At 62.4% G+C, this 24,633-nt stretch carries 21 protein-coding genes and 1 riboswitch; of the genes, 14 read left to right on the top strand and 7 right to left on the bottom strand.

Features of this window, described 5'->3' with window-relative positions:
* Positions 1-9 precede the first annotated feature (9 nt).
* Positions 10-1,434 carry a bifunctional D-glycero-beta-D-manno-heptose-7-phosphate kinase/D-glycero-beta-D-manno-heptose 1-phosphate adenylyltransferase HldE gene (hldE, locus tag CAF87_RS19305; RefSeq protein WP_085732633.1) on the top strand — a complete coding sequence of 475 codons (1,425 nt, stop codon included), beginning with the start codon at positions 10-12 and terminating at the stop codon, positions 1,432-1,434.
* Between the two features lie 67 nt (positions 1,435-1,501).
* On the opposite strand, the gene CAF87_RS19310 is transcribed toward hldE, so the two are convergent.
* The 4 genes from CAF87_RS19310 to CAF87_RS19325 form a co-directional block, all read right to left on the bottom strand.
* Positions 1,502-2,470, bottom strand: coding sequence for a metal ABC transporter ATPase (locus tag CAF87_RS19310; protein ID WP_085732634.1), 969 nt, complete (start codon positions 2,468-2,470; stop codon positions 1,502-1,504).
* 31 nt (positions 2,471-2,501) lie between these two features.
* Positions 2,502-3,314: an aldo/keto reductase gene (locus tag CAF87_RS19315; protein ID WP_085732635.1), complete on the bottom strand. Its 813-nt coding sequence runs from the start codon at positions 3,312-3,314 to the stop codon at positions 2,502-2,504.
* Positions 3,311-4,486 carry an FAD-binding oxidoreductase gene (locus CAF87_RS19320; protein WP_085732636.1) on the bottom strand — a complete coding sequence of 392 codons (1,176 nt, stop codon included), beginning with the start codon at positions 4,484-4,486 and terminating at the stop codon, positions 3,311-3,313. The genes CAF87_RS19315 and CAF87_RS19320 overlap by 4 nt, the downstream gene beginning before the upstream one ends.
* 135 nt (positions 4,487-4,621) lie before the next feature.
* Positions 4,622-4,954, bottom strand: a complete 333-nt coding sequence (locus CAF87_RS19325) for a multidrug efflux SMR transporter (RefSeq protein WP_085732637.1) — start codon at positions 4,952-4,954, stop codon at positions 4,622-4,624.
* Positions 4,955-5,056: 102 nt separating this feature from the next.
* Between CAF87_RS19325 and CAF87_RS19330 the strand changes: the two genes are divergently transcribed.
* Complete coding sequence (locus CAF87_RS19330; RefSeq protein ID WP_085732794.1) at positions 5,057-5,959, top strand: LysR family transcriptional regulator; 903 nt, start codon at positions 5,057-5,059, stop codon at positions 5,957-5,959.
* A gap of 11 nt (positions 5,960-5,970) precedes the next feature.
* On the top strand, positions 5,971-7,251 hold the full coding sequence (waaA, locus tag CAF87_RS19335) for a lipid IV(A) 3-deoxy-D-manno-octulosonic acid transferase (protein ID WP_085732638.1): 1,281 nt from the start codon (positions 5,971-5,973) through the stop codon (positions 7,249-7,251).
* A gap of 29 nt (positions 7,252-7,280) precedes the next feature.
* Here waaA and CAF87_RS19340 read toward each other — a convergent pair whose 3' ends face one another.
* Entirely contained in the window at positions 7,281-8,714 is a 1,434-nt protein-coding gene (locus CAF87_RS19340; RefSeq protein ID WP_085732639.1) for a TolC family outer membrane protein, read from the bottom strand.
* A 205-nt stretch (positions 8,715-8,919) separates the two neighbouring features.
* Positions 8,920-9,025: riboswitch (TPP riboswitch) on the top strand.
* Positions 9,026-9,171: 146 nt separating this feature from the next.
* Here CAF87_RS19340 and thiC point away from each other — a divergent pair.
* A complete protein-coding gene (thiC, locus tag CAF87_RS19345) occupies positions 9,172-11,061 on the top strand; it encodes a phosphomethylpyrimidine synthase ThiC (RefSeq protein ID WP_085732640.1) in 1,890 nt (629 codons plus the stop codon).
* A 78-nt stretch (positions 11,062-11,139) separates the two neighbouring features.
* A complete protein-coding gene (gene cytX / locus CAF87_RS19350; RefSeq protein ID WP_085732641.1) occupies positions 11,140-12,432 on the top strand; it encodes a putative hydroxymethylpyrimidine transporter CytX in 1,293 nt (430 codons plus the stop codon).
* Here the strand turns inward: cytX and CAF87_RS19355 are convergent.
* Positions 12,401-13,147: an RsiV family protein gene (locus tag CAF87_RS19355; protein ID WP_085732642.1), complete on the bottom strand. Its 747-nt coding sequence runs from the start codon at positions 13,145-13,147 to the stop codon at positions 12,401-12,403. The genes cytX and CAF87_RS19355 overlap by 32 nt on opposite strands.
* Positions 13,148-13,377: 230 nt before the next feature.
* Between CAF87_RS19355 and CAF87_RS19360 the strand changes: the two genes are divergently transcribed.
* The 9 genes from CAF87_RS19360 (at position 13,378) to CAF87_RS19400 (ending at position 22,756) form a co-directional block, all read left to right on the top strand.
* Positions 13,378-13,995, top strand: a complete 618-nt coding sequence (locus CAF87_RS19360) for an NUDIX domain-containing protein (protein WP_085732643.1) — start codon at positions 13,378-13,380, stop codon at positions 13,993-13,995.
* Positions 13,986-14,438, top strand: a complete 453-nt coding sequence (locus CAF87_RS19365; RefSeq protein WP_085732644.1) for a DUF1249 domain-containing protein — start codon at positions 13,986-13,988, stop codon at positions 14,436-14,438. Before CAF87_RS19360 ends, CAF87_RS19365 begins: the two co-directional genes overlap by 10 nt.
* A gap of 116 nt (positions 14,439-14,554) precedes the next feature.
* Positions 14,555-15,370 (top strand): 3',5'-cyclic-AMP phosphodiesterase, encoded by an 816-nt coding sequence (cpdA, locus tag CAF87_RS19370; RefSeq protein WP_085732645.1) that lies wholly within the window; start codon positions 14,555-14,557, stop codon positions 15,368-15,370.
* A gap of 96 nt (positions 15,371-15,466) precedes the next feature.
* On the top strand, positions 15,467-16,075 hold the full coding sequence (locus CAF87_RS19375; protein WP_085732646.1) for a YqiA/YcfP family alpha/beta fold hydrolase: 609 nt from the start codon (positions 15,467-15,469) through the stop codon (positions 16,073-16,075).
* 50 nt (positions 16,076-16,125) lie between these two features.
* Entirely contained in the window at positions 16,126-18,033 is a 1,908-nt protein-coding gene (parE, locus tag CAF87_RS19380) for a DNA topoisomerase IV subunit B (protein WP_085711139.1), read from the top strand.
* Positions 18,033-19,022 (top strand): esterase-like activity of phytase family protein, encoded by a 990-nt coding sequence (locus CAF87_RS19385; RefSeq protein WP_085732647.1) that lies wholly within the window; start codon positions 18,033-18,035, stop codon positions 19,020-19,022. Before parE ends, CAF87_RS19385 begins: the two co-directional genes overlap by 1 nt.
* Positions 19,019-19,543, top strand: coding sequence for a TIGR02281 family clan AA aspartic protease (locus CAF87_RS19390; protein ID WP_085732648.1), 525 nt, complete (start codon positions 19,019-19,021; stop codon positions 19,541-19,543). The genes CAF87_RS19385 and CAF87_RS19390 overlap by 4 nt, the downstream gene beginning before the upstream one ends.
* 7 nt (positions 19,544-19,550) lie before the next feature.
* Positions 19,551-21,815: a DNA topoisomerase IV subunit A gene (parC, locus tag CAF87_RS19395; RefSeq protein WP_085732649.1), complete on the top strand. Its 2,265-nt coding sequence runs from the start codon at positions 19,551-19,553 to the stop codon at positions 21,813-21,815.
* A gap of 230 nt (positions 21,816-22,045) precedes the next feature.
* Positions 22,046-22,756, top strand: a complete 711-nt coding sequence (locus CAF87_RS19400; RefSeq protein WP_085685228.1) for a membrane integrity-associated transporter subunit PqiC — start codon at positions 22,046-22,048, stop codon at positions 22,754-22,756.
* Between the two features lie 237 nt (positions 22,757-22,993).
* On the opposite strand, the gene CAF87_RS19405 is transcribed toward CAF87_RS19400, so the two are convergent.
* On the bottom strand, positions 22,994-24,508 hold the full coding sequence (locus tag CAF87_RS19405; RefSeq protein ID WP_085732650.1) for an AhpA/YtjB family protein: 1,515 nt from the start codon (positions 24,506-24,508) through the stop codon (positions 22,994-22,996).
* Between the last annotated feature and the right edge of the window lie 125 nt (positions 24,509-24,633).

The raw sequence follows: 24,633 nt of genomic DNA on the forward strand, positions 1-24,633 counted from the left end.
GGTTGCTCCATGAAGTTGTCCATGCCGCGATTCGATCAAGCCCCTGTCTTGGTGGTCGGCGATGTCATGCTCGACCGTTACTGGCATGGTGGTACCTCACGGATTTCCCCTGAGGCGCCGGTTCCGGTTGTAAAGGTCGAGCAAATTGAAGATCGCCCGGGCGGTGCCGCCAACGTTGCCTTGAACATTGCCGCGCTGGGTGCGCCGGCGTCGCTGGTCGGTGTGACCGGTGACGACGAGGCCGCCGACAGCCTGAGCAACAGTCTCAAGGGGGCGGGCGTGCGTGCCTTGTTCCAGCGCATCGCGCACCAGCCGACCATCGTCAAGCTGCGGGTCATGAGCCGGCACCAGCAATTGCTGCGTATCGACTTCGAAGAACCGTTCGCCACCGACGCCCTCGCGCTCGCCTCCCAGGTCGACGACCTGCTGGAAGGCATCAAGGTGCTGGTGCTGTCCGACTACGGCAAAGGTGCCCTGAAAAACCATCAGGCGCTGATCCAGGCCGCCCGTGCCAAAGGCATTCCGGTGCTGGCCGATCCGAAGGGCAAGGATTTTTCGATCTACCGTGGCGCGAGCCTGATCACCCCGAATCTCAGCGAGTTCGAAGCCATCGTCGGCGGTTGCGTCGACGAGCACGAACTGGTGGGCAAGGGCGCGAAACTGATGCACGACCTTGAGCTCGGCGCACTGCTGGTGACTCGCGGCGAGCACGGCATGACCTTGCTGCGTCCGGATCATCCGGCGCTGCACCTGCCGGCCCGGGCCCGTGAAGTGTTCGACGTGACCGGTGCCGGCGACACGGTGATTTCCACCCTGGCGGCCGCGATTGCCGCTGGTGAAGAACTGCCGCACGCGGTGGCGCTGGCCAACCTGGCGGCGGGCATCGTGGTCGGCAAACTGGGTACGGCGGCGATCAGCGCCCCGGAACTGCGTCGCGCCATTCAGCGCGAGGAAGGTTCCGAACGTGGCGTGCTGGGTCTTGAGCAACTGCTGCTGGCGGTGGCCGATGCCCGTGCACACAACGAGCGGATCGTGTTCACCAACGGCTGCTTCGACATCCTCCACGCCGGGCACGTGACCTACCTCGAGCAGGCGCGGGCGCAAGGCGATCGTCTGATCGTCGCGATCAACGACGATGCTTCGGTCAGCCGCCTGAAAGGCCCGGGCCGGCCGATCAACAGCGTCGATCGGCGCATGGCGGTTCTCGCCGGTCTCGGTGCGGTGGACTGGGTTATCAGCTTCGCCGAAGGCACCCCGGAAAACCTGCTGCGCGAGGTCAAGCCGGACGTATTGGTGAAGGGCGGTGACTATGGCATCGACCAGGTTGTCGGCGCCGACATCGTCAAAGCCTATGGCGGCACCGTGAAGGTGTTGGGGCTGGTGGAAAACAGCTCGACCACCGCGATTGTGGAAAAAATCCGCAAGTCCGAGTGATGCAAACATAAAGACCGCGTCTGCGATTGACTTTCTGGGGTCACTCGCAGACGCGGTCTTTTGCCGTTCAGGAGTTCACTTTCTTGCGCGGTACGATCTTCTTCAGAAGTTGTTTCGCCTTGCCGCGCAATCGCGTCAGCCCCGTGTCCTTGGGTGGCGGCGTCAAACCCTGTTGGCGCAGCCAGTCCTTCCAGCGAATCCGTTCATCTCGTACAAGCCAGCCGTCCTGTCGGGCGAAACTCTCGGCCAGATACAGGCCGCGAGTGCCCGCCGGGTATAACTGACCTTTCTTCAGCGTATACAGCTCAGGGAGCGGTTCGCCATCCTGCAATGGCATCAAGTACAGATCGGGGCGTTTGCGGTCGAGCCGGGCAACCAGTTGATCGCCTTCCAGCCGTTCATCGACATGGAACAGACTCAGGCTCTTGGCTTCCTTGGGCACGTCGAGGCGCAGGTCGTAAATCAATTGCAGGGACGCGGTCGGCAAGTGCACGTAGGCCCGTGGCCGTTCGAGCAATTGCAGATTGGCGCAGCGCACTGGCCGTGCCGAGCCGGACAACGGTGTCAGGCGAAAGGGCAGGGCCTCGCGATAATGCAGCGCCGAGGCGTACGGCGCCGGCAGCCAGGTGTCGTTGAAGCGCCCGCCGAGCCAGCCTTCCGGGGTTTCCAGCAGGCATTCTTCGGCAATCTCCTGGATCGCCGTGTGCAGCGGAATGTTCAGTTCATGGGCCGGCACGTAGCCGGAAATCAGCTTGAGCACGACGTCGCCGCGATCCTGCCGACGCTGGCGCACCAGCACCCAATAATCGCGATTCTGCCAGTGCAGGGTCAGACGTACCGAAACACCAAGGTTGGCCAGCTCCAGCGCAAAGCGCTCGGCGTCAGCCACGCTGACCGGTTTGCGCCGTTGCAAAGTCTGGGCGAAATTCAGCGGCATGCCGACGCTCTGATAGGTCAGGCCTTCGGGCGTCGCTTCGACGAACAGCGGCAGCGTCTTGAAGTTGCTCGGGTTCTTTCTGATGAGCGTACGCGGCATGTCGGCTCCTGCTTAAGGCCGCGGGGCGGCGTCAGTGACCACGAAGGACCTGGGCAACGGTCGCAACGTTATGGGCGAGGTGCAGCGGATTGATTGTCCCGACGATGGCACTGGCCACGCCGGGCTGGGCGAACAACAACTCGAAGCTGGCGCGCACCGGATCCACGCCGGGACTCAGGCACACGTGACCGCTGGCCAGAGCTTTTTTCACCAGAATGGCTTTGCCGTGGGCAGCAGCATAGTCAATGACCGCCTTCTCTTTTTGTTCGTTCAGATTGTAGGTGACCATCGCGCAGTCGCCTTGCTCCAGCGCTTTGAGTCCACCGTCGACGGTTTTGCCGGAGAAACCGAAGCCACGAATCTTGCCCTCGGCCTTGAGCGCCGCGAGGGTTGCGTAGACTTCGCTGTCGTTGAGGATCGCCAGGTCGTTGCCGTCGGAGTGCACCAGCACCAGGTCGATAAAATCGGTTTCAAGACGTTGCAGGCTGCGCTCCACCGACATCCGCGTGTGGGCGGCGCTGAAGTTGTGAGTCGACTGGCCATCGACAAACTCTTCGCCGACCTTGCTGACGATCACCCAGTCCTGACGCTCGCCACGCAACAACGGGCCGAGGCGTTCTTCGCTGCGGCCATAGGCCGGCGCGGTGTCGATCAGGTTGATCCCCAGCTCCCGCGCCTGCTTGAGCAGCATCCGCGCGGCGTCGTCGTCGGGGATCTGAAAACCGTTGGGGTATTTCACGCCCTGGTCGCGGCCAAGCTTGACGGTGCCCAGGCCCAGTGGGGAAACCAGCAGGCCGAGACTTCCCAACGGGCGATGCAGATCGTGCAGGGTCGGCAGGCTCATGGCAGCAGTTGCTCCCAGGCCGGAACGCCCATCGGTGGTTTCGGCAGCTCGGGCAGCGGAGCCGGGTGGCCCGGCTGGATGCCATCGCGTGCCAGGGACGCAATCACCCTGTCAGCGAAGTCCGGCGCCAGGGCGAGTTTGGTTGGCCAGCCGACCAGCAGGCGACCTTCCTCGGCGAGGAACGCGTTGTCCGGGCGAGTCAGGCCGGTTTGCAGCGGTTCGGCGCGGTCGACGCGCAGGGTCGCCCATTGCACGTTGCTCAGGTCGATCCACGGCAACAACTGTGCGATTTCCTTTTGTGCAGTGGCGATCTGCTCGGCCGGCTCACGGGCCACGCCTTCGGATTCGGCAATGTCGCCGCCCAGATACCAGACCCACTGGCCGTCAGCGGCCGGGTGAGTGGTTACGGTGATGCGCGGCTTGGTGCCGCCACCGAGGCAGTGAGCGTACAGCGGCTTCAGTCCTGGGCCCTTGGCGATGATCATGTGCAGCGGCCGGCGTTGCATGGCCGGATGGGTCAGGCCGAGAGCTTCCAGCAACGCTGCGGTACCGGCACCGGCGCTGAGCACGATGCGCTGGGCGCGGATCTCACGACCGTCGACCTTCAGGCCGACCAGCACGCCGCTTTCCAGCAGCGGCTCGATGTTCTGGCCGGCCAGCAAGCCGTCACCGGCGAGGTCGGCAAGACGCTGGATCACGCTCGGTACGTCGACCACCAGTTCGGCGAGGCGGTAGACCTTGCCCTTGAAGCGTTTGTCTTGCAAGGCTGGTGGCAATTGATCGCCCTTGACCTGATCGACCCGGCCGCGCACCGCTTTGCTGGCGAAAAAACTGGTGAGGTTGCCGGCCAGGGTGCCCGGTGACCACAGGTAATGGGCTTCGGACAGCAGGCGCACGCCGCTCAGGTTCAGTTCGCCGTTGCCGGCCAGGGCTTCACGCCAGCGGCGCGGCATGTCGGCGATGGCTTCCGAGGCACCAGTCAGCGCACCGTGCAGCGCGTACTTGGCGCCGCCGTGGATGATGCCCTGGGACTTCACACTCTGCCCGCCGCCGAGGCTGGCGCTTTCCACCAGCACGGTCGAGAAACCCTGGCGACGCAGGCGCGCGTTCAGCCAGAGACCGGCGACGCCAGCGCCGACAATCAGCACGTCGGTGGAAATGGGAGATGGCATGCAACGACCTCAGTGTTCAAGACGAGGGCGCAGTATACAGACTCGGGGAAAAGGGGATTTGTCGATGATCAACAGAGGGAAGGTACCCGCCACTGTGGGAGCACACTGGCTCCCACAGAAATCTGGATCGGCTTATCAGTGCCCGGCCGTTTTCGAGAACAGCTGGATCACCACCACGCCGAGCACGATCAGCGCCATACCGAGCATCGCCGGCACGTCCAGCTTTTGCCCATAGATGAACAGCGCGGCGACGCTGACCATCACGATGCCCATACCGGCCCACACCGCGTAGGCCACGCCCACCGGCACGCTGCGCACCACCAGCGTCAGCATCCAGAACGCGATGGCGTAGCCGACGATGACCAGCACCAAGGGCAGAGGCGTGCTGATGCCCTTGACGGCTTTCATCGAAACGGTGGCGATCACTTCGGCGCAAATGGCGATGGCCAGATAGACGTAGGCGTTCATGTTCAAATCCTCGTGTGAAGCGTTGCTTTCTGAGGCGGCATTCTAGTGACTACCCGGATGGGGTAAAGTCATTACCTATCTGTATATGAGATGGGTTGGCCGATGAGCATGCAATGGAATCTGGATCAGTTACGCGTCTTCGTCGCGGTCGCCGAACAGCGCTCGTTCTCCGCCGTGGCGCGCGAGCAACGCAAGGCGCAGTCGGCGATCAGCAGCGCGATTGCCATGTTGGAGGACGATCTCGGTGTCAGTCTGTTCGAGCGTAGCAGCGGTCGTCAGCCGAGTCTTACCGAAGCGGGTGCAGCCTTGCTCGAAGAGGCGCGAGAAGTGCTGCGTCAGTGCGAGCGCCTGAACGGCCGGGCCATGGCAATGTTGCGCGGTCAGGAGGCGCAATTACGGGTGGCCCAGGATGAGGCGATGCCTTATCAGGCACTGGTGGAAAGCTTCGGTGCGTTGGCCGAGCAGTTTCCAAGTCTGGAGGTGCAACTGACCAGCGCGGCCCAGGGCGAGGTTTCGCGCAAACTGGTGGAGCGCCGGGCCGATCTCGGGCTGCTGTTCTATCACGATGAAATCCCCGAAGCGCTGGAACGCCGGGTGCTGGGCAGCGTGGAAATGGTCACGGTCTGCGGCGTCAATCATCCGCTGGCGGCGCAGTCCCGGGTCAACTGCCAGCAGCTTGCGCAACATCGGCAACTGCTGATGTCGACCCAGACCAGCGTCTACCCCGGCAGTGAACCGGCCAGCCCTCAGGTGTGGCGCGCCGACAGTTTCTACGTGATGGCTGAATGGCTGGTTCGCGATCTCGGCTGGGCCTGGCTGCCGCGCCACGTGGTGCAGTACTCGGCATATCAAGGCCTGATGGTGGAACTCGACAGCGAATGGACACCGCCGGCGCTGGTGGTGGAGCTGGTCTGGCGCCGCGACGAACCGCTGGGGCCGGCGGCGCGTTGGCTGGCGGAGCGATTTGCCATACACCTGCGGGCGATCGGCGGTAAAAGCCGATAAACTCCGCCGCCATGAATAGAACTCTCTACACCGCGCTGTTTTACCTGGGGCTGCCATTGGTGGCGATTCGGCTGTGGCTGCGCTCGCGCAAGGCGCCGGCGTATGCCAAGCGGATTGGCGAACGTTTCTCCTACGGCATGCCGACCTTGCAACCCGGTGGTATCTGGGTTCACGCCGTGTCGGTGGGCGAAAGCATCGCCGCCGCGCCGATGATCCGCGCACTGCTGCAACGTTATCCGACGCTTCCGATCACCGTGACCTGCATGACGCCAACCGGTTCGGAACGTATCCATGCGCTGTTCGCCAACGAGTCGCGCATCCAGCATTGCTACCTGCCTTACGATTTGCCCTGCGCCGCGGCGCGTTTTCTCGACCGCGTGCAGCCGAAACTGGCGGTGATCATGGAAACCGAACTCTGGCCCAACCACATTCACCAATGCGCCAAGCGCGGGATTCCGGTGGCGCTGGCCAACGGACGCCTGTCCGAGCGTTCGGCCAAAGGTTACGGTCGGTTCAGCAAGCTGACTGCGCCGATGCTCGCCGAGATGAGCCTGTTCGCCGTGCAGACCGAAGCCGAAGCCCGGCGCTTCCGCGATCTCGGTGCGCGCCCGGAGACGGTCGAAGTCACCGGCTCGATCAAGTTCGACCTGACCATCGACCCGCAGCTGTTGCAACGCGCCGCTGAACTGCGCGGCCAATGGCAGGCGCAGGAGCGTCCGGTGTGGATCGCCGCCAGCACCCATGAAGGCGAAGACGAGGTGGTGCTCAATGCCCATCGCCGCTTGCTGGCCAACCATCCCGATGCGTTGCTGATTCTGGTGCCTCGCCATCCTGAACGTTTCAACTCGGTGTTCGAACTGTGCCAGCGAGAAGGTTTCGCCACGGTGCGTCGTTCGACCGGCGCCAACGTCGATGCCACAACCTCGGTGCTGCTCGGCGACACCATGGGCGAGTTGCTGTTTCTCTATGCTCTGGCCGACAGCGCATTCGTCGGCGGCAGCCTGGTGCCCAACGGCGGCCACAACCTTCTTGAACCGGCAGCGCTGGCAAAACCGGTGATCAGCGGCCCGCACCTGTTCAACTTCCTCGATATCGCCGCCCAACTGCGCAGCGCCGGAGCCTTGGCCGAAGTGGATGACGCCGAAGGTCTGGCGACAGAAGTGCAGCGGTTGTTCGAATTGCCACGGGATGCGCAGCGCATGGCGGAAGCCGGGCTGAGCGTGATGCGTCGCAATCAGGGCGCGTTGCAGCGCTTGCTTGATGGACTGGGAAGGCTGATCGACCGCCCATAAAAAACGCAGCCTCAGGGCTGCGTTTTTGTTTAAGGCCGGGCCTTGAGCTGGGCTTCGGCGGCCTTGGCCAGATCCGGCGGCAGGAAGTCCTTGTCCGGGTTGTAGTCGGCTTTCAGATAACGGGTCAGGTCCTGCAGGTCACCCGGGTTCAACGTCCCCGCCGCCTGCTTCAGGCGCAGGTTGTCGAGGATGTAGTCGTAGCGGGTGTTGTTGTAGTTGCGCACCGAGGTGTAGAGCTGACGCTGGGCGTCGAGCACGTCGACGATGTTGCGCGTACCTACCTGATAACCGATTTCCGTGGCTTCCACCGCGCTCTGGTTGGAGATGATCGACTGCCGGCGCGCCTGCACCTGTTCGACGTCGGTGTTCACCGCGCGGTGCAGGTTGCGGGTGTTTTCCACGATCTGCCGGCGCAGGCTTTCGCGCTGCTGCTCGCTCTGATCCAGTTGCGCGTAAGACTGGCGCACCTGGGAGCTGGTCAGCCCGCCGCTGTAGATCGGGATGTTCAGTTGCAGGCCCACGGTGCTCTGTTCGACGTTGCCGTGATACGGCGTGCCGAAGGCGCTCGGGTTGGAGAAGCCGAGAGCGTCGTTGTCGCCTTTTTCGTATTTGGCCACGGCGTCGAGGGTCGGCAGGTGGCCGGCCTTGCGCTGTTTCAAGGTCTGTTCGGCGGAACTCACCGCAAAGTTGCTGGCCAGCAGATTGAGGTTCTGTTTCGCGGCAGTGTCGACCCAGGCCTTGGCGTCGTTCGGCGCTGGCGGCAGGATCGGCAGGGTGTGGACAATGCCCTGAATCGAGTTGTACTGGCGGTTGGTCAGGGTGATCAGCGCTTCGAACGCATCATCGACCTGACGCTGGGCGACGATCCGGTTGGCCCGGGCGGTGTCGTAACTGGCTTGCGATTGCAGCACGTCTGTCTTGTCCGACAGGCCCACGTCGAAGCGCTCGTTGGACTGGTCGAGCTGGCGCTTGAACGCCGCTTCTTCAGCCTTGGTCGAGGCCAGGTTGTCCTGGCTGCGCAGCACGTTGAAATAGCTTTCGGCCGATTGCAGGATCAGGTTCTGCTCGGTGGCCGAGAGTTGTAGCGCGGCCTGCTCGTTGACGTCCTTGGCAGCCTGGTACTGGAACCAGCGATCGGCGCGGAACAGCGGCTGCGCCAGCGTCGCCTGATAGGAATGCGCGCTGCGGTTGGCGATGGCCGAGGGCTGGTCGATCGAGGTGCGCACGGCGGCGGTTTCGGCACCGCCGGAGAGGTTCGGTAGCAGCCCGGCGCGGGCCTGTGGCACGACTTCTTTCTGGGCACCGTACTGGGCGCGGGCGGCGGCCAGATCGGCGTTGTTGTCGACCGCTTCCTGATAGACGCTGACCAGATCGGTCTTGGTCGACAAGGGCGCTTCTGCTGCCCAGACCATTGCGTTGGACGCACAAGACACGGCAACAGCCAGTGAGAGTTTGCGCAGCATGAGGCGATCCCTAGCAAAATATTATGGAAATAATCCGGGCGCCAAAGGTAAGGCGCAAGCCCCGTAGCGTCAAGGCGCAGCGGGGCAAGGCGAGTGTAGTTGCGCATTGAGCCGGTCACAATCCTGCAAACACCCGCAATTGCGCCATTCATCATGGTGTTTGCCACGGTGTTGGCGTTCTTTGCCGGTTGTGTCTAGACTGGCCGGGTTCTTGTCGGGGTGCCTTGCTATGAGGCTGAGATCGAATAATTTCGGATCCCGTTGAACCTGATCAGGTTAGCGCCTGCGTAGGGAACAAGATTTCTCGTCACCCGGCGAGTCCTCTTGTGCTTCGTCCGGGAAATTGTTCGACAATCGAACGCTCGACGACGATGCACAGCACCAGTCCTGGTGCGTCCGTGCCTTTCAGGTTCTGCTCCGACAATCCACTGCCTGGATGCTGTCTGGAGAGCCCGTGATGACTACAAAATCTAAAAACGCGATCAACCTGAGTGACTCGGCCAAGGTCGACGAGCAGTCGGTTCAACCGTTCACCCGTTCGCAAAAAGTCTACGTTCAGGGCTCCCGCCCGGACATCCGCGTGCCGATGCGCGAAATCACCCTCGATGTGACCCCGACCGACTTCGGCGGCGAAATCAACGCGCCCGTTACCGTCTACGACACCTCAGGCCCGTACACCGATCCGAACGTGGTGATCGACGTACGCAAAGGTCTGGGCGATGTGCGTTCGGCGTGGATCGAAGACCGTGGCGACACCGAGCGTCTGCCAGGCCTGAGTTCGAATTTCGGTCAGGAACGCTTGGCCGATCCGGAGCTGACCAAGCTGCGCTTCGCCCACGTCAACAACCCGCGCCGCGCCAAGGCCGGGGCCAATGTCAGCCAGATGCACTACGCCCGCCAAGGCATCATCACCGCCGAGATGGAATACGTCGCCATCCGCGAAAACATGAAGCTGCAAGAGGCCCGGGCTGCCGGCCTGCTGAACCAGCAACACGCCGGCCACAGTTTTGGCGCGAGCATCCCGAAAGAAATCACTCCTGAATTCGTGCGTGAAGAAATCGCCCGTGGCCGCGCGATCATCCCGGCCAACATCAACCACGTCGAACTGGAACCGATGATCATCGGCCGCAATTTCCTGGTGAAGATCAACGGCAACATCGGCAACAGTGCGCTGGGTTCGTCCATCGAAGAAGAAGTGGCGAAACTGACCTGGGGCATTCGCTGGGGTTCGGACACTGTCATGGACTTGTCCACCGGCAAGCACATTCACGAAACCCGCGAGTGGATCATCCGTAACTCGCCAGTGCCGATCGGCACCGTGCCGATTTATCAGGCACTGGAAAAAGTTAACGGCGTCGCTGAAGACCTGACCTGGGAGCTGTTCCGCGACACGCTGATCGAACAGGCGGAGCAGGGCGTCGACTACTTCACCATCCACGCCGGCGTGCTGCTTCGCTACGTGCCGCTGACCGCCAAGCGCGTGACCGGCATCGTTTCCCGTGGTGGTTCGATCATGGCCAAGTGGTGCCTGGCGCACCACAAAGAGAACTTCCTCTATACCCACTTCGACGAAATCTGCGAAATCATGAAGGCCTACGACGTCAGCTTTTCGCTGGGCGACGGCCTGCGTCCGGGCTCGATTGCCGACGCCAACGACGAAGCGCAGTTCGGCGAACTGGAAACCCTCGGCGAGCTGACCAAGATCGCCTGGAAGCACGACGTGCAGTGCATGATCGAAGGCCCGGGCCACGTGCCGATGCAGTTGATCAAAGAGAACATGGACAAGCAGCTGGAGTGCTGCGACGAGGCGCCGTTCTACACCCTCGGCCCGCTGACCACCGACATCGCACCGGGTTATGACCACATCACCTCGGGTATCGGTGCGGCGATGATCGGCTGGTTCGGTTGCGCGATGCTCTGCTACGTGACGCCGAAGGAACACCTGGGCCTGCCCAACAAGGATGACGTGAAGACCGGGATCATCACCTACAAGATCGCCGCCCACGCAGCGGACCTGGCCAAGGGGCATCCCGGCGCACAGATCCGCGACAACGCCTTGAGCAAGGCGCGGTTCGAATTCCGTTGGGAAGACCAGTTCAACCTCGGTCTGGACCCGGACACCGCCCGTTCGTATCACGATGAAACCCTGCCGAAGGACTCGGCGAAGGTCGCGCATTTCTGTTCGATGTGCGGGCCGAAATTCTGCTCGATGAAGATCACTCAGGAAGTCCGCGAATACGCGGCCAACCAGCGGATCGACGCGGTCGACGTGGACGTCGCCCAGGGTCTGGCGGAACAGGCCGAGCGGTTCAGGAAGGAAGGCAGTCAGCTGTACAAGAAGGTTTGATCTGACCTGATTCCGGCGGCGTTCGCGCCGCCGCGATGACGATCGAAAAACAACAAATGTCCCTCTGAGATAACACCCTTGAGCATTCAACCCGGTACTTATTCTCCCGACCTCGCCGTGCCCGCCGACAAGCGTGTATTCGGCGGTCGTGATCTGTTTTCCCTGTGGTTTTCCCTCGGCATCGGCCTGATGGTTTTGCAGACCGGTGCATTGCTGGCGCCGGGGCTGGGCCTGTCGGGATCACTGCTGGCGATCTTCCTCGGCACCCTGGTCGGCGTCCTGCTGTTGGCCGCTGTTGGCGTGATCGGCAGTGACACCGGCCTGTCGTCGATGGCCGCGCTGAAACTCAGCCTCGGCCGCCAGGGCGCGAGCTTGCCGGCGCTGCTCAACCTGCTGCAACTGATCGGTTGGGGGGCGTTCGAAATCATCGTCATGCGCGACGCCGCCAGCCTGCTCGGCACCCGCGCGTTCAGCGAAGGTTCGCTGTGGGCCAGCCCGATGTTGTGGACGTTGTGCTTCGGTGCACTGGCGACGCTGCTCGCCGTCAGCGGTCCGCTGACATTCGTGCGCAAGATCCTGCGCAAATGGGGCATCTGGTTGATTTTGGCCGCGTGCATCTGGCTGACCTGGAACCTGTTCGCCAAGGCTGATCTGAGCGCCTTGTGGGCACAGGCCGGGGATGGTTCGATGCCGTTCGCCGTGGGCTTCGACATTGCCATCGCGATGCCGCTGTCGTGGCTGCCGCTTATTGCCGACTACTCGCGTTTCGGCAAGAAGGCGAAGAATGTGTTCGGCGGTACGGCGACCGGTTTTTTCATCGGCAACTTCTGGCTGATGAGCCTGGGGGGCGCCTATACCCTGGCCTTCGCGCCGAGCGGTGAAGTCAACGCGCTGCTGCTGGCACTGGCCGGTGCAGGCCTCGGGATTCCGCTGTTGCTGATTCTGCTGGACGAGTCGGAAAACGCCTTTGCCGACATTCACTCGGCGGCGGTGTCCAGCGGGATTCTGCTACGTCTGAAAGTCGAGCATCTGGCCTTGGCCATCGGTGTGATCTGCACCCTGATCGCGCTGCTCGCGCCTTTGGCGCAGTACCAGAATTTCCTGCTGCTGATCGGCTCGGTATTCGCGCCGCTGTTCGGCGTGGTGCTGGTGGATCACTTCATCCTGCGCAAGCGCAGTGGCCAGGTCGCTTCGGCCGCATTGCGCTGGCCGGCGCTGTTGGCCTGGCTGGGTGGCATCAGCACCTATCACCTGCTGGCCAATCTGTATCCGGATGTCGGCGCAACCCTGCCGGCGCTGGTCCTGGCAGGGCTGCTGCAACTCGTGCTGGGCCGGGCCTTCAGTTACGGCCGGGAAACAGCTCGGGCTTGATGATACCGTTCAGGCGCGGGTAAGGGATCTTCAGTTCGACGTGGCCCAGCGCATAAGGCGCGATGGTGGTCACGTCGTACTTGAGGATCACGCCGCCGTAAGTCAGCGCCACGTGCGGGGTTTTGACGAACGGCCAGTTCTTCACATATTCCGGTTCCTGATCGAGCTTGGTGCTGATCAGCCAGCTGTTATGCGCCACTTGCGCAGCCTTCCAGAACGCTTCCTCCTGCCCCGGCACCAACATGTCCGACAGGCTCAGCACTTTGTGCTGCTGGCGCGAATAGTTGATGAAACCACGGCCCGGCGTACCATGGGCGCCGCCGGTGTCCAGGTAGCTCGACACTTCGACAATCACCAGACCGTCATGCTGCTCGCGTACTTTCGCCTGCAAATAGCTGCTGTTGCGCGGGCCGGCCGTGCGCAGGAACTGCTCGCGATAGGCCGCCAGGGTTGGCGCCACCGGTGCGTTCGGCTCGGTGCGGGTGAATTGCAGCAGGCGTTTTTCGATGATGCCGTCCAGCGCAGGCTCGGCCGGGAAGTGCAGGGTGTCGATGTTCACCAGCGGGCAGTCCGGGTTGGAGCAACCGGGTTTCAGGGTTTCCGAGGCGTCGCGGGTGGCTTCCAGCGGCGTGCGGTAGTTGGGCTGGAACAGGCTGGCACAGGCGCCCAGGGTCAGGGCGATGGCCGCCACGGAGGCGATTTTGAAAAGCGACATGGGCGTCCTTTCTGAAACAGGGGAAGGCAAAAAGTTACCGCTTCGACTCTCTACGAAGCGGTCAGTTCGCCACTAAGCTAATTAGAGTGGGTTTCGCCTCCACCGTCCATCCCGCTGACGGTAAAGGGGCTGCATCAAACATCGCGGGCGCGTTAGGATGGCGCGAAGTCGAGGTTGCCCGTCACAAAAAACGCAGCCTCGTATTGGAATTGCAGTAAACGAGGATGCCCATGACCGATCTTGCCAAAGCCACTCCCGCCGCCATCGATATCGTGCGCCGCGAACAATGCTACAAGGGCTTCTACAAGCTCGACCGTGTGCATTTGCGCCATGAATTGTTCGCGGGTGGCATGAGCCGCGAAATCGACCGTGAAGTGTTCGTGCGACACGACGCCGTGTGCCTGCTGCCTTACGATCCGCAGCGCGATGAAGTGGTGCTGATCGAGCAGTTTCGCGTCGGCGCCATGGGCAAGACCGCCAATCCCTGGCTGGTCGAGCTGGTCGCCGGTCTGATCGACAAGGAAGAGGTGCCGGAAGAAGTTGCTCGCCGCGAAGCGCAGGAGGAAGCTGGACTCGACATCAAGGCTTTGTGGCCGATGATGCAATATTTCCCGTCGCCGGGGGGCAGCAACGAGTTCGTGCATTTGTATCTGGGGCGTTGCAGCACCGAAGGCGTTGGCGGCCTGCATGGGCTGGAGGAAGAGGCAGAAGATATCCGCGTCACGGTCTGGGCATTCGAGGATGCGCTGCAGGCCGTACGCGACGGTCGGATTGCCAATGCACCGGGCATCATTGCCTTGCAGTGGCTGGCGCTCAATCGCGCCGAAGTGAGGGGGCTATGGTCGTAAACAAACTGCGCGATCGTTATCGTGTCGACCTTGTGGGCCTGCAAGCCGCCTGCGAGGCCAACTACGCGCGCCTGATGCGACTGTTGCCGGACATGCGCCGCGACCCCGAAGCACGGCGTATCGCCGTGACCCAGGGCGACCAGATGCTCGGAGTGCTGGCCATCGAAGTGTTGCAGACCTGCCCGTACACCACGACCCTGCAAGTGCGTCAGGAACACAGCCTGCCATGGCTGCCGGTGCCGCAACTGGAAGTGCAGGTCTATCACGACGCGCGCATGGCCGAAGTCATCAGCGCCGAACATGCGCGACGCTTTCGCGGCGTCTATCCTTACCCCAATGCGGCCATGCACCAGCCGGACGAAAAGGCCCAGCTCAATCTGTTCCTCGGGGAGTGGCTGAGTCATTGCCTGGCCTGCGGTCACGAGTACGCCGCCGTTCGATAGTTTCTATTACAGCGGCAAGTTGTGAACTGCGTCCGGTTCGGCGGTTTCTTCCCGGGGACTTCCCCCAGCATAATTGCGAACCTTTCCGACCCGGCGTCCAGCCCTGGGAGAACGCCTTGCCGAGCGTATCGACTCTGACCATTGCCGATGCGGCGTTGCTGGTGCAACTGTCCGACAGTCATCTGTTCGCCGAGGCGGACGGTGCGCTGTTAGGCATGAAAACTCGCGAGAGCCTGCAAAAAGTCATCGAACTGGTGCTCGAACAGCAGCCGCAGATCGACCTGATCGTCGCCAGCGGTGATCTGTCCCAGGACGGCACGCTGGAGTCCTACCAGCAATTTCGTCAGATGACGGCGCAGATCGATGCCCCCGCGCGCTGGATCCCTGGCAATCACGACGAACCGCAGATCATGCAAATGGCGGCGGTGCAGAGCGCGCTGCTGGAATCGGTGGTGGATGTCGGCAACTGGCGCGTGACCCTGCTCGACTCGGCGGTGCCGGGTTCGGTGCCGGGGTATTTGCAGGATGACCAACTGCAATTGCTGGCCCGCTCGTTGAGCGAGGCGCCGGATCGGCATCACCTGGTGTGTTTCCACCATCACCCGGTGTCGATCGGTTGTGCATGGATGGAGCCGATCGGCTTGCGCAATCCCGAAGCGTTCTTTGACGTGCTTGATCGCTTCCCGCAGGCCCGGGCCGTGTTGTGGGGGCATGTGCATCAGGAGATCGACCGCGAGCGCAATGGCGTGCGGCTGATCGCTTCGCCGTCGACCTGCATTCAGTTCGAGCCGGGCAGCGAGGATTTCAAGGTCGGAGAGCAGGCGCCGGGCTATCGCTGGTTGCGGTTGCTGCCGGACGGGCGGATCGAGACGGGCGTGGAGCGTGTCACCGATTTCCAGTTCACGGTCGATTACGGCTCCAACGGCTACTGATTCAGGGGCGCGGCGCTGATTTCCTCGGGTGCTGGCCCAACGACCCTCGACTCCCTGTAAACTCCGCTTTCTTTAGCCGACACCCAGGGAGCTCAAATGTCCGGTTCGATCCTCTATATCCACGGTTTCAACAGCGCGCCGGCCTCGAAGAAGGCCTGTCAGCTGGTCGAGGTGATGGAGCTGCTGGGTTTGAGCGATCAACTGCGTGTTCCGGCGCTGCATCACCACCCGCGTGAAGCCATCGGTCAGCTGGAGCAGGCAATCGCCGAACTCGGCCGGCCCTTGCTGGTGGGAAGCTCGCTCGGCGGCTACTATGCGACTCACCTGGCCGAGCGCCATGGCCTGAAAGCCCTGCTGGTCAACCCGGCCGTCAGTCCGCACCGGATGTTCGACGGATACCTGGGGACGCAGAAGAACCTGTACACCGACGAAACCTGGGAATTGACCCACGACCACGTAACGGCCCTGGCCGAACTGGAAGTGCCGGCGCCGCAGGATTCGCAGCGGTATCAGGTGTGGTTGCAGACCGGGGACGAAACGCTGGACTATCGCCATGCCCAGCAGTATTACCGGGCCTGTGCCTTGCGCATTCAGGCCGGCGGCGACCATGGTTTCCAGGGGTTTGCCGGGCAATTGCCGGCGTTGCTGAGTTTTGCCGGCATTGGCGCCGATTTGTTTCAGGCAATCGATTTCACCGCGCTGTGAGCGGTTGCCCCATTAATTCCTTATTCACCGAACACTGACGACGAGACCTTATGGCCACTCCCAGCGCTAGCTCCTATAACGCCGACGCCATCGAAGTCCTCTCGGGCCTCGACCCGGTGCGCAAACGCCCCGGCATGTACACCGACACCAGTCGGCCGAACCACCTCGCCCAGGAAGTCATCGACAACAGCGTCGACGAAGCCCTGGCCGGCCACGCCAAGTCAATCCAGGTCATCCTCCACGCCGACCACTCGCTGGAAGTCTGCGACGACGGTCGTGGCATGCCGGTCGACATCCACCCGGAAGAGGGTGTGTCGGGCGTTGAGCTCATCCTCACCAAGCTCCATGCGGGCGGCAAGTTTTCCAACAAGAACTACCAGTTTTCCGGCGGTCTGCACGGGGTGGGTATTTCCGTGGTCAACGCCTTGTCGACCCAGGTGCGGGTGCGGGTCAAGCGTGACGGCAACGAATACGAGATGACCTTCGCCGACGGCTTCAAAGCCACCGATCTGCAAGTGATCGGCACCGTCGGCAAGCGCAATACCGGGACCAGCGTGTACTTTGCGCCGGACCCGAAATACTTCGATTCGCCAAAATTCTCCATCAGCCGCCTTAAACACGTGCTCAAGGCCAAGGCCGTGCTGTGCCCGGGGCTGCTGATCAGTTTCGAAGACAAAGGCACCGGCGAAAAGGTCGAGTGGCATTACGAAGATGGCCTGCGCTCCTACCTGGTAGACGCGGTCAGTGAATTCGAGCGTCTGCCGGACGCGCCGTTCTGCGGCAACCTGGCCGGGACCAAGGAAGCGGTCGAATGGGCCCTGCTTTGGCTGCCGGAAGGCGGCACCTCGGTCACCGAAAGCTACGTCAACCTGATCCCGACGGAGCAGGGCGGCACCCACGTCAACGGTCTGCGTCAGGGCTTGCTCGACGCGATGCGTGAATTCTGCGAGTTCCGCAGCCTGTTACCGCGCGGCGTGAAGCTGGCGCCGGAAGACGTCTGGGAACGCATCGCCTTCGTGCTGTCGATGAAGATGCAGGAACCGCAATTCTCCGGCCAGACCAAGGAGCGTCTGTCGTCCCGTGAAGCGGCGGCGTTTGTTTCCGGCGTGGTCAAGGATGCGTTCAGCCTGTGGCTCAATGCCAACCCGGAAACCGGTCTGGCGTTGGCGGAGCTGGCAATCAGCAACGCTGGCCGTCGCCTGAAGGCCAGCAAGAAAGTCGAGCGCAAGCGCATCACCCAGGGGCCGGCGTTGCCTGGCAAACTGGCGGATTGCGCCGGGCAGGACCCGATGCGTTCCGAGCTGTTCCTGGTGGAAGGTGATTCCGCCGGCGGTTCGGCCAAGCAGGCGCGGGACAAGGAATTCCAAGCGATCCTGCCGTTGCGCGGCAAGATCCTCAACACCTGGGAAGTCGACGGCAGCGAAGTGCTGGCCAGCCAGGAAGTGCACAACATCGCGGTAGCCATCGGTGTCGATCCCGGCGCCGAGGACATGAGCCAGCTGCGCTACGGCAAGATCTGCATCCTCGCCGACGCCGACTCCGACGGACTGCACATTGCCACCTTACTTTGCGCCTTGTTCGTCCAGCATTTCCGCCCGCTGGTGGATGCCGGTCACGTCTACGTGGCGATGCCGCCGCTGTACCGCATCGACCTGGGCAAAGAGATCTACTACGCCCTCGATGAAGCCGAGCGCGACGGGATCCTCGACCGTCTGGTGGCCGAGAAGAAACGTGGCAAACCGCAGGTCACCCGATTCAAAGGCCTGGGTGAAATGAACCCGCCACAGCTGCGTGAAACCACCATGGACCCGAACACCCGACGCCTGGTGCAACTGACCCTCGGCGAAGACTTCGCCCAGACCTCGGAAATGATGGACATGCTGCTGGCGAAGAAACGCGCCGGCGACCGCAAGTCCTGGCTCGAATCCAAAGGCAACCTTGCCGAGGTGCTGGCCTGATGCGGTTTGGCTGGGCCTTGGCGGGTGCGTTGCTGCTGGGCTCGATGACGGTGTCGGCCGAGCCCGTGCAGGAACTGCGCGTGCTCTCCGAGCATCCGGTCGAAGGCATGCGCGGCGGCAATCTCTCGGGGCTGGCAATGTGCGGCAACGACCTGTGGACCGTTTCGGATCGTGACGATGATCAGATCTATCGTCTCGATACCCGCGATCCCGTCTGGCAGGCAACTGCGGTGCGCATCGATCCGCCGCCAGTCCCCGACAGTGGTTTGCCGTGGGGCATCAAGTCGCGGACCTGGGCGGCGTCGTTCGTTCGTGGCGGTGATCTGGATTTCGAAGGGATCACCTGCGACAGCACCGGCAATCGCTACATTGTCAGCGAAGGCCATGCAGCCGTATTGCAAGTTCCACCGCAGGGGCCGTCATCGTGGCTGAAGATTTCGCCGATGATGGTCCGCGAGGCGCGGGCCAGCGGCATGCTGCTGCAATTCAATGCGATCTTCGAAGGCCTGGCGATCAATCCGGCAGGCGATCAGATGTGGTTGGCCGCCGAACGGCAAAACCGTGGCTTGTTGCTGATCAAGCGCCAACAGACGGTGTGGGATTGTGACGGTCGTTGCGTGCTGCTGAGTGAAGGCGGGATGGAAATGCAGCCGCCGCAGTTTCCCAAGGCCAGGCCGGTCAATCGGGATTTTTCCGACCTGTCATTGTTCAACGGCAAGCTGTTCACCCTTGAGCGCAACGCCTACCAGATCTGCCGCCGCGATCCGCAGACGGCCAAGGTCGAGCGCTGCTGGTCGTATGCCGATGAACTGTTGCAGGGCAACCGTCGCTACGCCCAGAACTTCGGGCTCGAAGAGGCGTTGGTGATTGACGCCGACGGTGCCTGGATCGGCGTCGACAACAACTTCGGCCCTCGTGCCGATGGTGAAGTCCGCCCGATCGTCTGGCGTTTCGCCGCCCCCGAGGGTGGCTGGAGTGCCAAGCCTTGAGCCAGCAGCCACCGGGCAAACGCGCCGGGCGGGTGTTGATGATTCTGGCCTGGTGCGCGGCGCTGTTTCTGGCCACGCGGTTTTTCGGCCAGTGGGAAGACCGCCAGCGCAATCCCAACGTGGTGGTCAGTTCGGAGCAGGTGGGCGGCGTGATCGAAGTGAAACTGGCGGGTAACGCCCAGGGGCATTTCGTCGCCAGCGGACGGATCAACGGCCGGCCGGTGGAGTTCATGCTCGACACCGGTGCGACCGATGTGGCAATCCCGGCCGAGGTCGCGAAAGACCTGAGGCTGGAAGAGGGTTTCGGTGTGACCCTGAGCACGGCCAATGGCCTGAGCCAGGGCTATCGCACCCGTATCGACCGCCTGCAATTGGGCGACATCGTGTTGCGGGACGTCCGCGCACTGGTGGCGCCCGGTCTGCATGGCGATCAGGTGCTGCTCGGCATGAGCGCCCTGAACAAACTTGAATTTACCCAGCGCGGTGGCACCATGCTGCTGCGCCAGACAACGAACCGATGAGGCCCGCATGAGCGACTCCCTTGATCTCAGCCTGGACGGTGTAGAACGCCGGTCGCTGGCTGACTTCACCGAAAATGCCTACCTCAACTACTCCATGTACGTGATCATGGACCGTGCCCTGCCGCATATCGGCGACGGTCTGAAACCGGTACAGCGGCGTATCGTCTACGCCATGAGCGAATTGGGGCTGGACGCCGATTCCAAGCACAAGAAGTCGGCGCGTACCGTCGGCGACGTGCTCGGCAAGTTCCACCCCCACGGCGACTCGGCGTGCTACGAAGCGATGGTGCTGATGGCCCAGCCGTTCAGCTATCGCTACACGCTGGTGGACGGCCAGGGTAACTGGGGTGCGCCGGATGATCCGAAATCCTTCGCCGCCATGCGATACACCGAAGCGCGGCTGTCGCGTTACTCCGAAGTGCTGCTCAGCGAACTGGGCCAGGGCACCGCAGACTGGGGCCCGAACTTCGACGGCACTCTGCAGGAACCGTTGGTTCTCCCTGCGCGCCTTCCGAACATCCTGCTCAACGGCACCACCGGTATCGCCGTGGGCATGGCCACCGACGTGCCTCCGCACAACCTGCGCGAAGTCGCCACCGCCTGCGTGCGCCTGCTCGATGAGCCGAAAGCCACGGTCGAACAGCTCTGCGAACACATTCAGGGCCCGGATTACCCGACCGAAGCGGAAATCATCACCCCGCGCGCCGACCTGCTGAAAATGTACGAAACCGGCAAGGGCTCGGTGCGCATGCGCGCCGTGTACCACGTCGAGGACGGCGACATCATCGTCACCGCGCTGCCGCACCAGGTCTCCGGGGCCAAGGTGCTGGAGCAGATCGCCGCGCTGATGCAGGCCAAACCGTCGAAAGCGCCGCAGATCGCCGACCTGCGTGACGAATCTGACCACGAAAACCCGTGCCGCATCGTGATCATCCCGGTCAACAGCCGCGTCGATCATGAAGCGCTGATGCAGCACCTGTTCGCCAGCACCGAGCTGGAGTCGACCTACCGGGTCAACGTCAACATCATCGGTCTGGACGGCAAGCCGCAGCTGAAAAACCTCCGGGCGCTGCTGGTGGAGTGGCTGGAATTCCGCGTGCTGACCGTGCGTCGCCGCCTGCAATTCCGCCTCGACAAGGTCGAGCGTCGTCTGCACCTGTTGGATGGTTTGCTGATCGCTTACCTCAACCTGGATGAAGTGATCCACATCATCCGTACCGAGGATCAGCCGAAAGCCAAACTGATCGAGCGCTTCGCCCTCAGCGAGATCCAGGCCGATTACATCCTCGACACCCGTCTGCGTCAGTTGGCGCGACTGGAAGAGATGAAACTGCGCGACGAACAGGACGAACTGCTCAAGGAACAAGCCAAGCTGCAAGCGCTGCTGAGCAGTGAAGCCAAGTTGAAGAAGCTGGTTCGCAGCGAGCTGTTGAAAGACGCCGAAACCTACGGCGATGACCGTCGGTCGCCAATCGTCGAACGCGCTGAAGCCAAGGCTCTGACCGAACACGATCTGCTGCCGAACGAAAAAGTGACTGTAGTGCTGTCGGAAAAAGGCTGGATTCGTTCGGCCAAAGGCCACGAGATCGACGCCACCGGCCTGTCGTACAAGGCCGGCGACGGCTTCAAGACTTCGGCGGCGGGGCGTTCCAACCAGTCAGCCGTGGTCATCGACTCCACCGGTCGCAGTTACTCGGTCGCCGCGCACACGTTGCCGTCGGCACGGGGCCAGGGCGAGCCGTTGACCGGTCGTCTGACGCCGCCGCCTGGCGCCACGTTCGAATGCGTGCTGATGCCGGAAGACGATGCGCTGTACGTTATCGCCTCTGACGCCGGCTACGGTTTTGTGGTCAAGGGTGAAGACCTGCAAGCCAAGAACAAGGCCGGCAAGGCCCTGTTGAGCCTCCCGAACAACGCCAAGGTGATCGCGCCGCGCCCAGTGGCCGACCGTGAGCAGAACTGGCTGGCTTCGGTGACGACCGAGGGTCGCCTGCTGATCTTCAAAATCAGCGATCTGCCACAATTAGGGAAGGGCAAAGGCAACAAGATCATCGGCATTTCCGGTGAACGAGTGGCCAGTCGCGAAGAATATGTCACGGACATCGCCGTTCTTCCGGAAGGCGCCACGCTGGTGCTGCAGGCCGGAAAACGTACCTTGTCGCTGAAAGCCGACGACCTCGAACACTACAAGGGTGAACGTGGTCGCCGTGGCAATAAACTGCCACGGGGCTTCCAGCGAGTGGATGCGCTGCTCGTTGAAAACCTCAATTAAGCGGCCAGGAAACGTTCGCACTCTTTTCTCCTTCGGGGAAAATGACTGAGAACGGCTCTCTAGAGCGCCCGATCTACGATTTAACCCGTAGATCGGCGCTTTGGCGCTGGAGTCGGAACGCATATTCACGGATGATATGGCCTTTCCAAGCGCCGGCGTGGCCGAGCGTTCTTCATATTTTTGAGTATTTTCACTGTGGTCAGCCTTGTGGCGGCCACCTGGACGGGATGATGACTTCTCTGCGCCCCCTTATTTTCCTGCTCGCCGGCGTTCTTGGCCTGGCGGGTTGCAGCGTTCACCAGCCGGTGTCGCTGTATCAGCTGGACAGCGGAAGTCCGGCTCAGCCTGCGCAAAGCGCGGGCATGGCAGTTTTACTTGGCCCTGTGATCGTTGCTGATTACCTGCAACGTGAAACCCTGTTGCAGCGTCAGCCGGACGGCAGCCTGCAGGCAGCGGTCGATGGCCGCTGGGCTGGCAGCCTTTCGTCGGATATCGATCAATTGCTGCTGCGTCAGGTTGCCGGTCATCTGGACAGTCAACGCGTAGTGCTGGCACCGGCCACCGCCGGGTTCACCCCGGATGTGCAGGTGCTGTTGACCATCACGCGTCTGGACTCCGGTGCCAAGCAACCGGCGATTCTCGACGCGCAGTGGCGCCTGATCGACCGTCGTGGTCAGGTGCGGGACAACCGCATCGTTCATCTGCAAGAACTGCACAGTGGCGGCACGGCTTCGCAGGTTCAGGCCCAGGGTATCCTGTTGCAGCGCCTGGCCGAGCAACTGTCGGTCGCGCTCAAACCATTGGCCAACCAGCCACCGGTTGCCGAAGCACCGCGCAAACCGGCACCGAAACCGGCCGCGCCGGCGGCGGAAGCCGAGAAGCAGCCGAAGATCCCGATGGCTTCGCCGATTCGTACCGATATGGAAGTGTTCCGCTTCTGAGGCTGGAACGAGTCAGGACAGAGCCCGCCTGGTGCGGGCTTTGTCGTTTCTGGGCGTTGGTAAAACATGCATTGGTGCCGGATTCGAAAAGCCCCTCACCCCAGCCCTTCCGAAACGTCGGACTGCCCGCAGGGTGAGGGGCTGTTTGAAGACGGGTGATATCTCAATAGCACCACGCACAAAAAAGCCCGCAGACAATCACTCATCTGCGGGCTTCTTTACATCGAGGGCAAGGCCTCAGGCCCGGCGCTCATGCATCCGCGCCAGCTGCCGCTCAAGCATCGACGGATAAGGCTCCATCAACCGCTCCACGCAGCAGGCGCCTTCAGGACTGGCAATCGGCCGGATCCGCGCACGCTGGCGAATCAGCGCGTCATCACCGATCTTGCGTTCCACCAGCAGCAGGTTGCGGCTGTGTTGCGACAGAGCCAGGGCGTCCTGGGCGGAGTCGGTCAGCAGCAGGTCGATCTGGCTCAGGCCGAACAGCTCGTCGCCGAGGGTCAGGCCCAGCTGCAGTTGCAGGGTGATGCCGCTGTCGGCGACTTCTATCTGCAACTGGTGCCCGAGCGCTCGCAGCAGCTCGCCACAGCAGATGGCGTTGGTCAGGTAGTCGTCACCGCTATCTTCGGTGTGGAACAGCATCAGCGTGCTGCCGTCGTTCAGGGTTTCGATTTCACCCTGATACAGCGAAGCCGCCTGCTCCAGGCAGTCGCGATAGCGCTCCTGCAACTCTTCCAGACGTGCCCGTGGCAAGCGGCGCAGTTGTTCTTGCGAACCCAGCTGCACTGCCAGCACCGCCGAGTGTTGCGGCACGCTCGGGGTTGGCTTGCGAACGGCAGGTTGCGCGGCTCCGTTCAGCGATTCGTCACGCAGATCGGCAAACGGGTCTTCGTCATCGTCGTCTTCAACGGTGCTGACCACATGGCGCGGTGCAGGCTTCTGCGCGGCCATGGGGCGGCTCTCGTCAAAGCTCGGGTCACGCAGGTTGCGCACTTCGAATTCCGGCTCGATGTCGTCATCCTCGAACTCGGGTTCCGGCTCAGGCTCGGGAATGGTCGGCTCGGGAGCGTAACTGGCGTGCAGTTGACGGGCCAGGTCGCCGATCTCGTCCTGACGCTCGATCCCCGGCGTGTATTCGTCGATCCGGCGCAGCCACACGCGCAATTGCAGCAACGGCGTGGAGATGTGCCGGCCCAGACGCAGGCTCAGGGCCAGAGACAGCGCCAGCAGGATCGCACTCAGAATGCCCATGCTCTGCAGGCTGATGGTCATCGGCTGCTGGAACTGGTCCATGTCCAGGCTGATGCGCAGTTGCCCGGCAGTCACGTCCTGGAAGGTGATCTTGCTCTCGTACATGCCCTCGGCTTCGCCCAGCAGGCTGTGCTTGGGCCGCTGACCGGACTCGGCGAGGATGCGGTTGTCCACGCTGTAGATGGCGGCGTGGGCCACCAGCTTGTTCTTGGTCAGGTTGTTGAGCAGCACGTTGAGGCTGAGGATGTCGTTGGACACCAGCAGCTCGGTCGCGGAGGTGGCGGTCTGCGTGGTCAGGCTTTCGCCCAGCGCATCGGCCTGCTCGTGCATGGCCTGCTTGAACTGCAAGCCCATCACGCAGGCATAGATCACCAGGGCCAGGGCGACCAGGATCACGTTATGGCTGGCGATGCGCAATGCAATCGGTACACGGCGGTGGCGCAGTGCACGGAAGATCAGCAGGAAGAAGTTATCGGTTTTAACTGGCGTGGGCCGGTTCACTGAGCTCGGCTCTTTTGTCCGTGAAGTTGACGCGCAGTATAGCGACAGGCCCTAGACCGGCAAAGCGCTGGCGGTGCCCGATGGTCACTGAAAGTGGGTAGAATGCGGTTTTTTTCCAGTTGCGG

It is taken from the genome of Pseudomonas sp. R38(2017), from assembly GCF_002112395.1.
Lineage (GTDB): Bacteria > Pseudomonadota > Gammaproteobacteria > Pseudomonadales > Pseudomonadaceae > Aquipseudomonas.

What these genes read in the sequence shown, in the direction of transcription:
- hldE (WP_085732633.1), top strand. Translation starts at nt 10, where the DNA reads ATGAAGTTGTCCATGCCGCGATTCGATCAAGCCCCTGTCTTGGTGGTC.
- CAF87_RS19310 (WP_085732634.1), bottom strand. Translation starts at nt 2,470, where the DNA reads ATGCCGCGTACGCTCATCAGAAAGAACCCGAGCAACTTCAAGACGCTG.
- CAF87_RS19315 (WP_085732635.1), bottom strand. Translation starts at nt 3,314, where the DNA reads ATGAGCCTGCCGACCCTGCACGATCTGCATCGCCCGTTGGGAAGTCTC.
- CAF87_RS19320 (WP_085732636.1), bottom strand. Translation starts at nt 4,486, where the DNA reads ATGCCATCTCCCATTTCCACCGACGTGCTGATTGTCGGCGCTGGCGTC.
- CAF87_RS19325 (WP_085732637.1), bottom strand. Translation starts at nt 4,954, where the DNA reads ATGAACGCCTACGTCTATCTGGCCATCGCCATTTGCGCCGAAGTGATC.
- CAF87_RS19330 (WP_085732794.1), top strand. Translation starts at nt 5,057, where the DNA reads ATGAGCATGCAATGGAATCTGGATCAGTTACGCGTCTTCGTCGCGGTC.
- waaA (WP_085732638.1), top strand. Translation starts at nt 5,971, where the DNA reads ATGAATAGAACTCTCTACACCGCGCTGTTTTACCTGGGGCTGCCATTG.
- CAF87_RS19340 (WP_085732639.1), bottom strand. Translation starts at nt 8,714, where the DNA reads ATGCTGCGCAAACTCTCACTGGCTGTTGCCGTGTCTTGTGCGTCCAAC.
- thiC (WP_085732640.1), top strand. Translation starts at nt 9,172, where the DNA reads ATGACTACAAAATCTAAAAACGCGATCAACCTGAGTGACTCGGCCAAG.
- CAF87_RS19355 (WP_085732642.1), bottom strand. Translation starts at nt 13,147, where the DNA reads ATGTCGCTTTTCAAAATCGCCTCCGTGGCGGCCATCGCCCTGACCCTG.
- CAF87_RS19360 (WP_085732643.1), top strand. Translation starts at nt 13,378, where the DNA reads ATGACCGATCTTGCCAAAGCCACTCCCGCCGCCATCGATATCGTGCGC.
- CAF87_RS19365 (WP_085732644.1), top strand. Translation starts at nt 13,986, where the DNA reads ATGGTCGTAAACAAACTGCGCGATCGTTATCGTGTCGACCTTGTGGGC.
- CAF87_RS19375 (WP_085732646.1), top strand. Translation starts at nt 15,467, where the DNA reads ATGTCCGGTTCGATCCTCTATATCCACGGTTTCAACAGCGCGCCGGCC.
- parE (WP_085711139.1), top strand. Translation starts at nt 16,126, where the DNA reads ATGGCCACTCCCAGCGCTAGCTCCTATAACGCCGACGCCATCGAAGTC.
- CAF87_RS19385 (WP_085732647.1), top strand. Translation starts at nt 18,033, where the DNA reads ATGCGGTTTGGCTGGGCCTTGGCGGGTGCGTTGCTGCTGGGCTCGATG.
- parC (WP_085732649.1), top strand. Translation starts at nt 19,551, where the DNA reads ATGAGCGACTCCCTTGATCTCAGCCTGGACGGTGTAGAACGCCGGTCG.
- CAF87_RS19400 (WP_085685228.1), top strand. Translation starts at nt 22,046, where the DNA reads ATGACTTCTCTGCGCCCCCTTATTTTCCTGCTCGCCGGCGTTCTTGGC.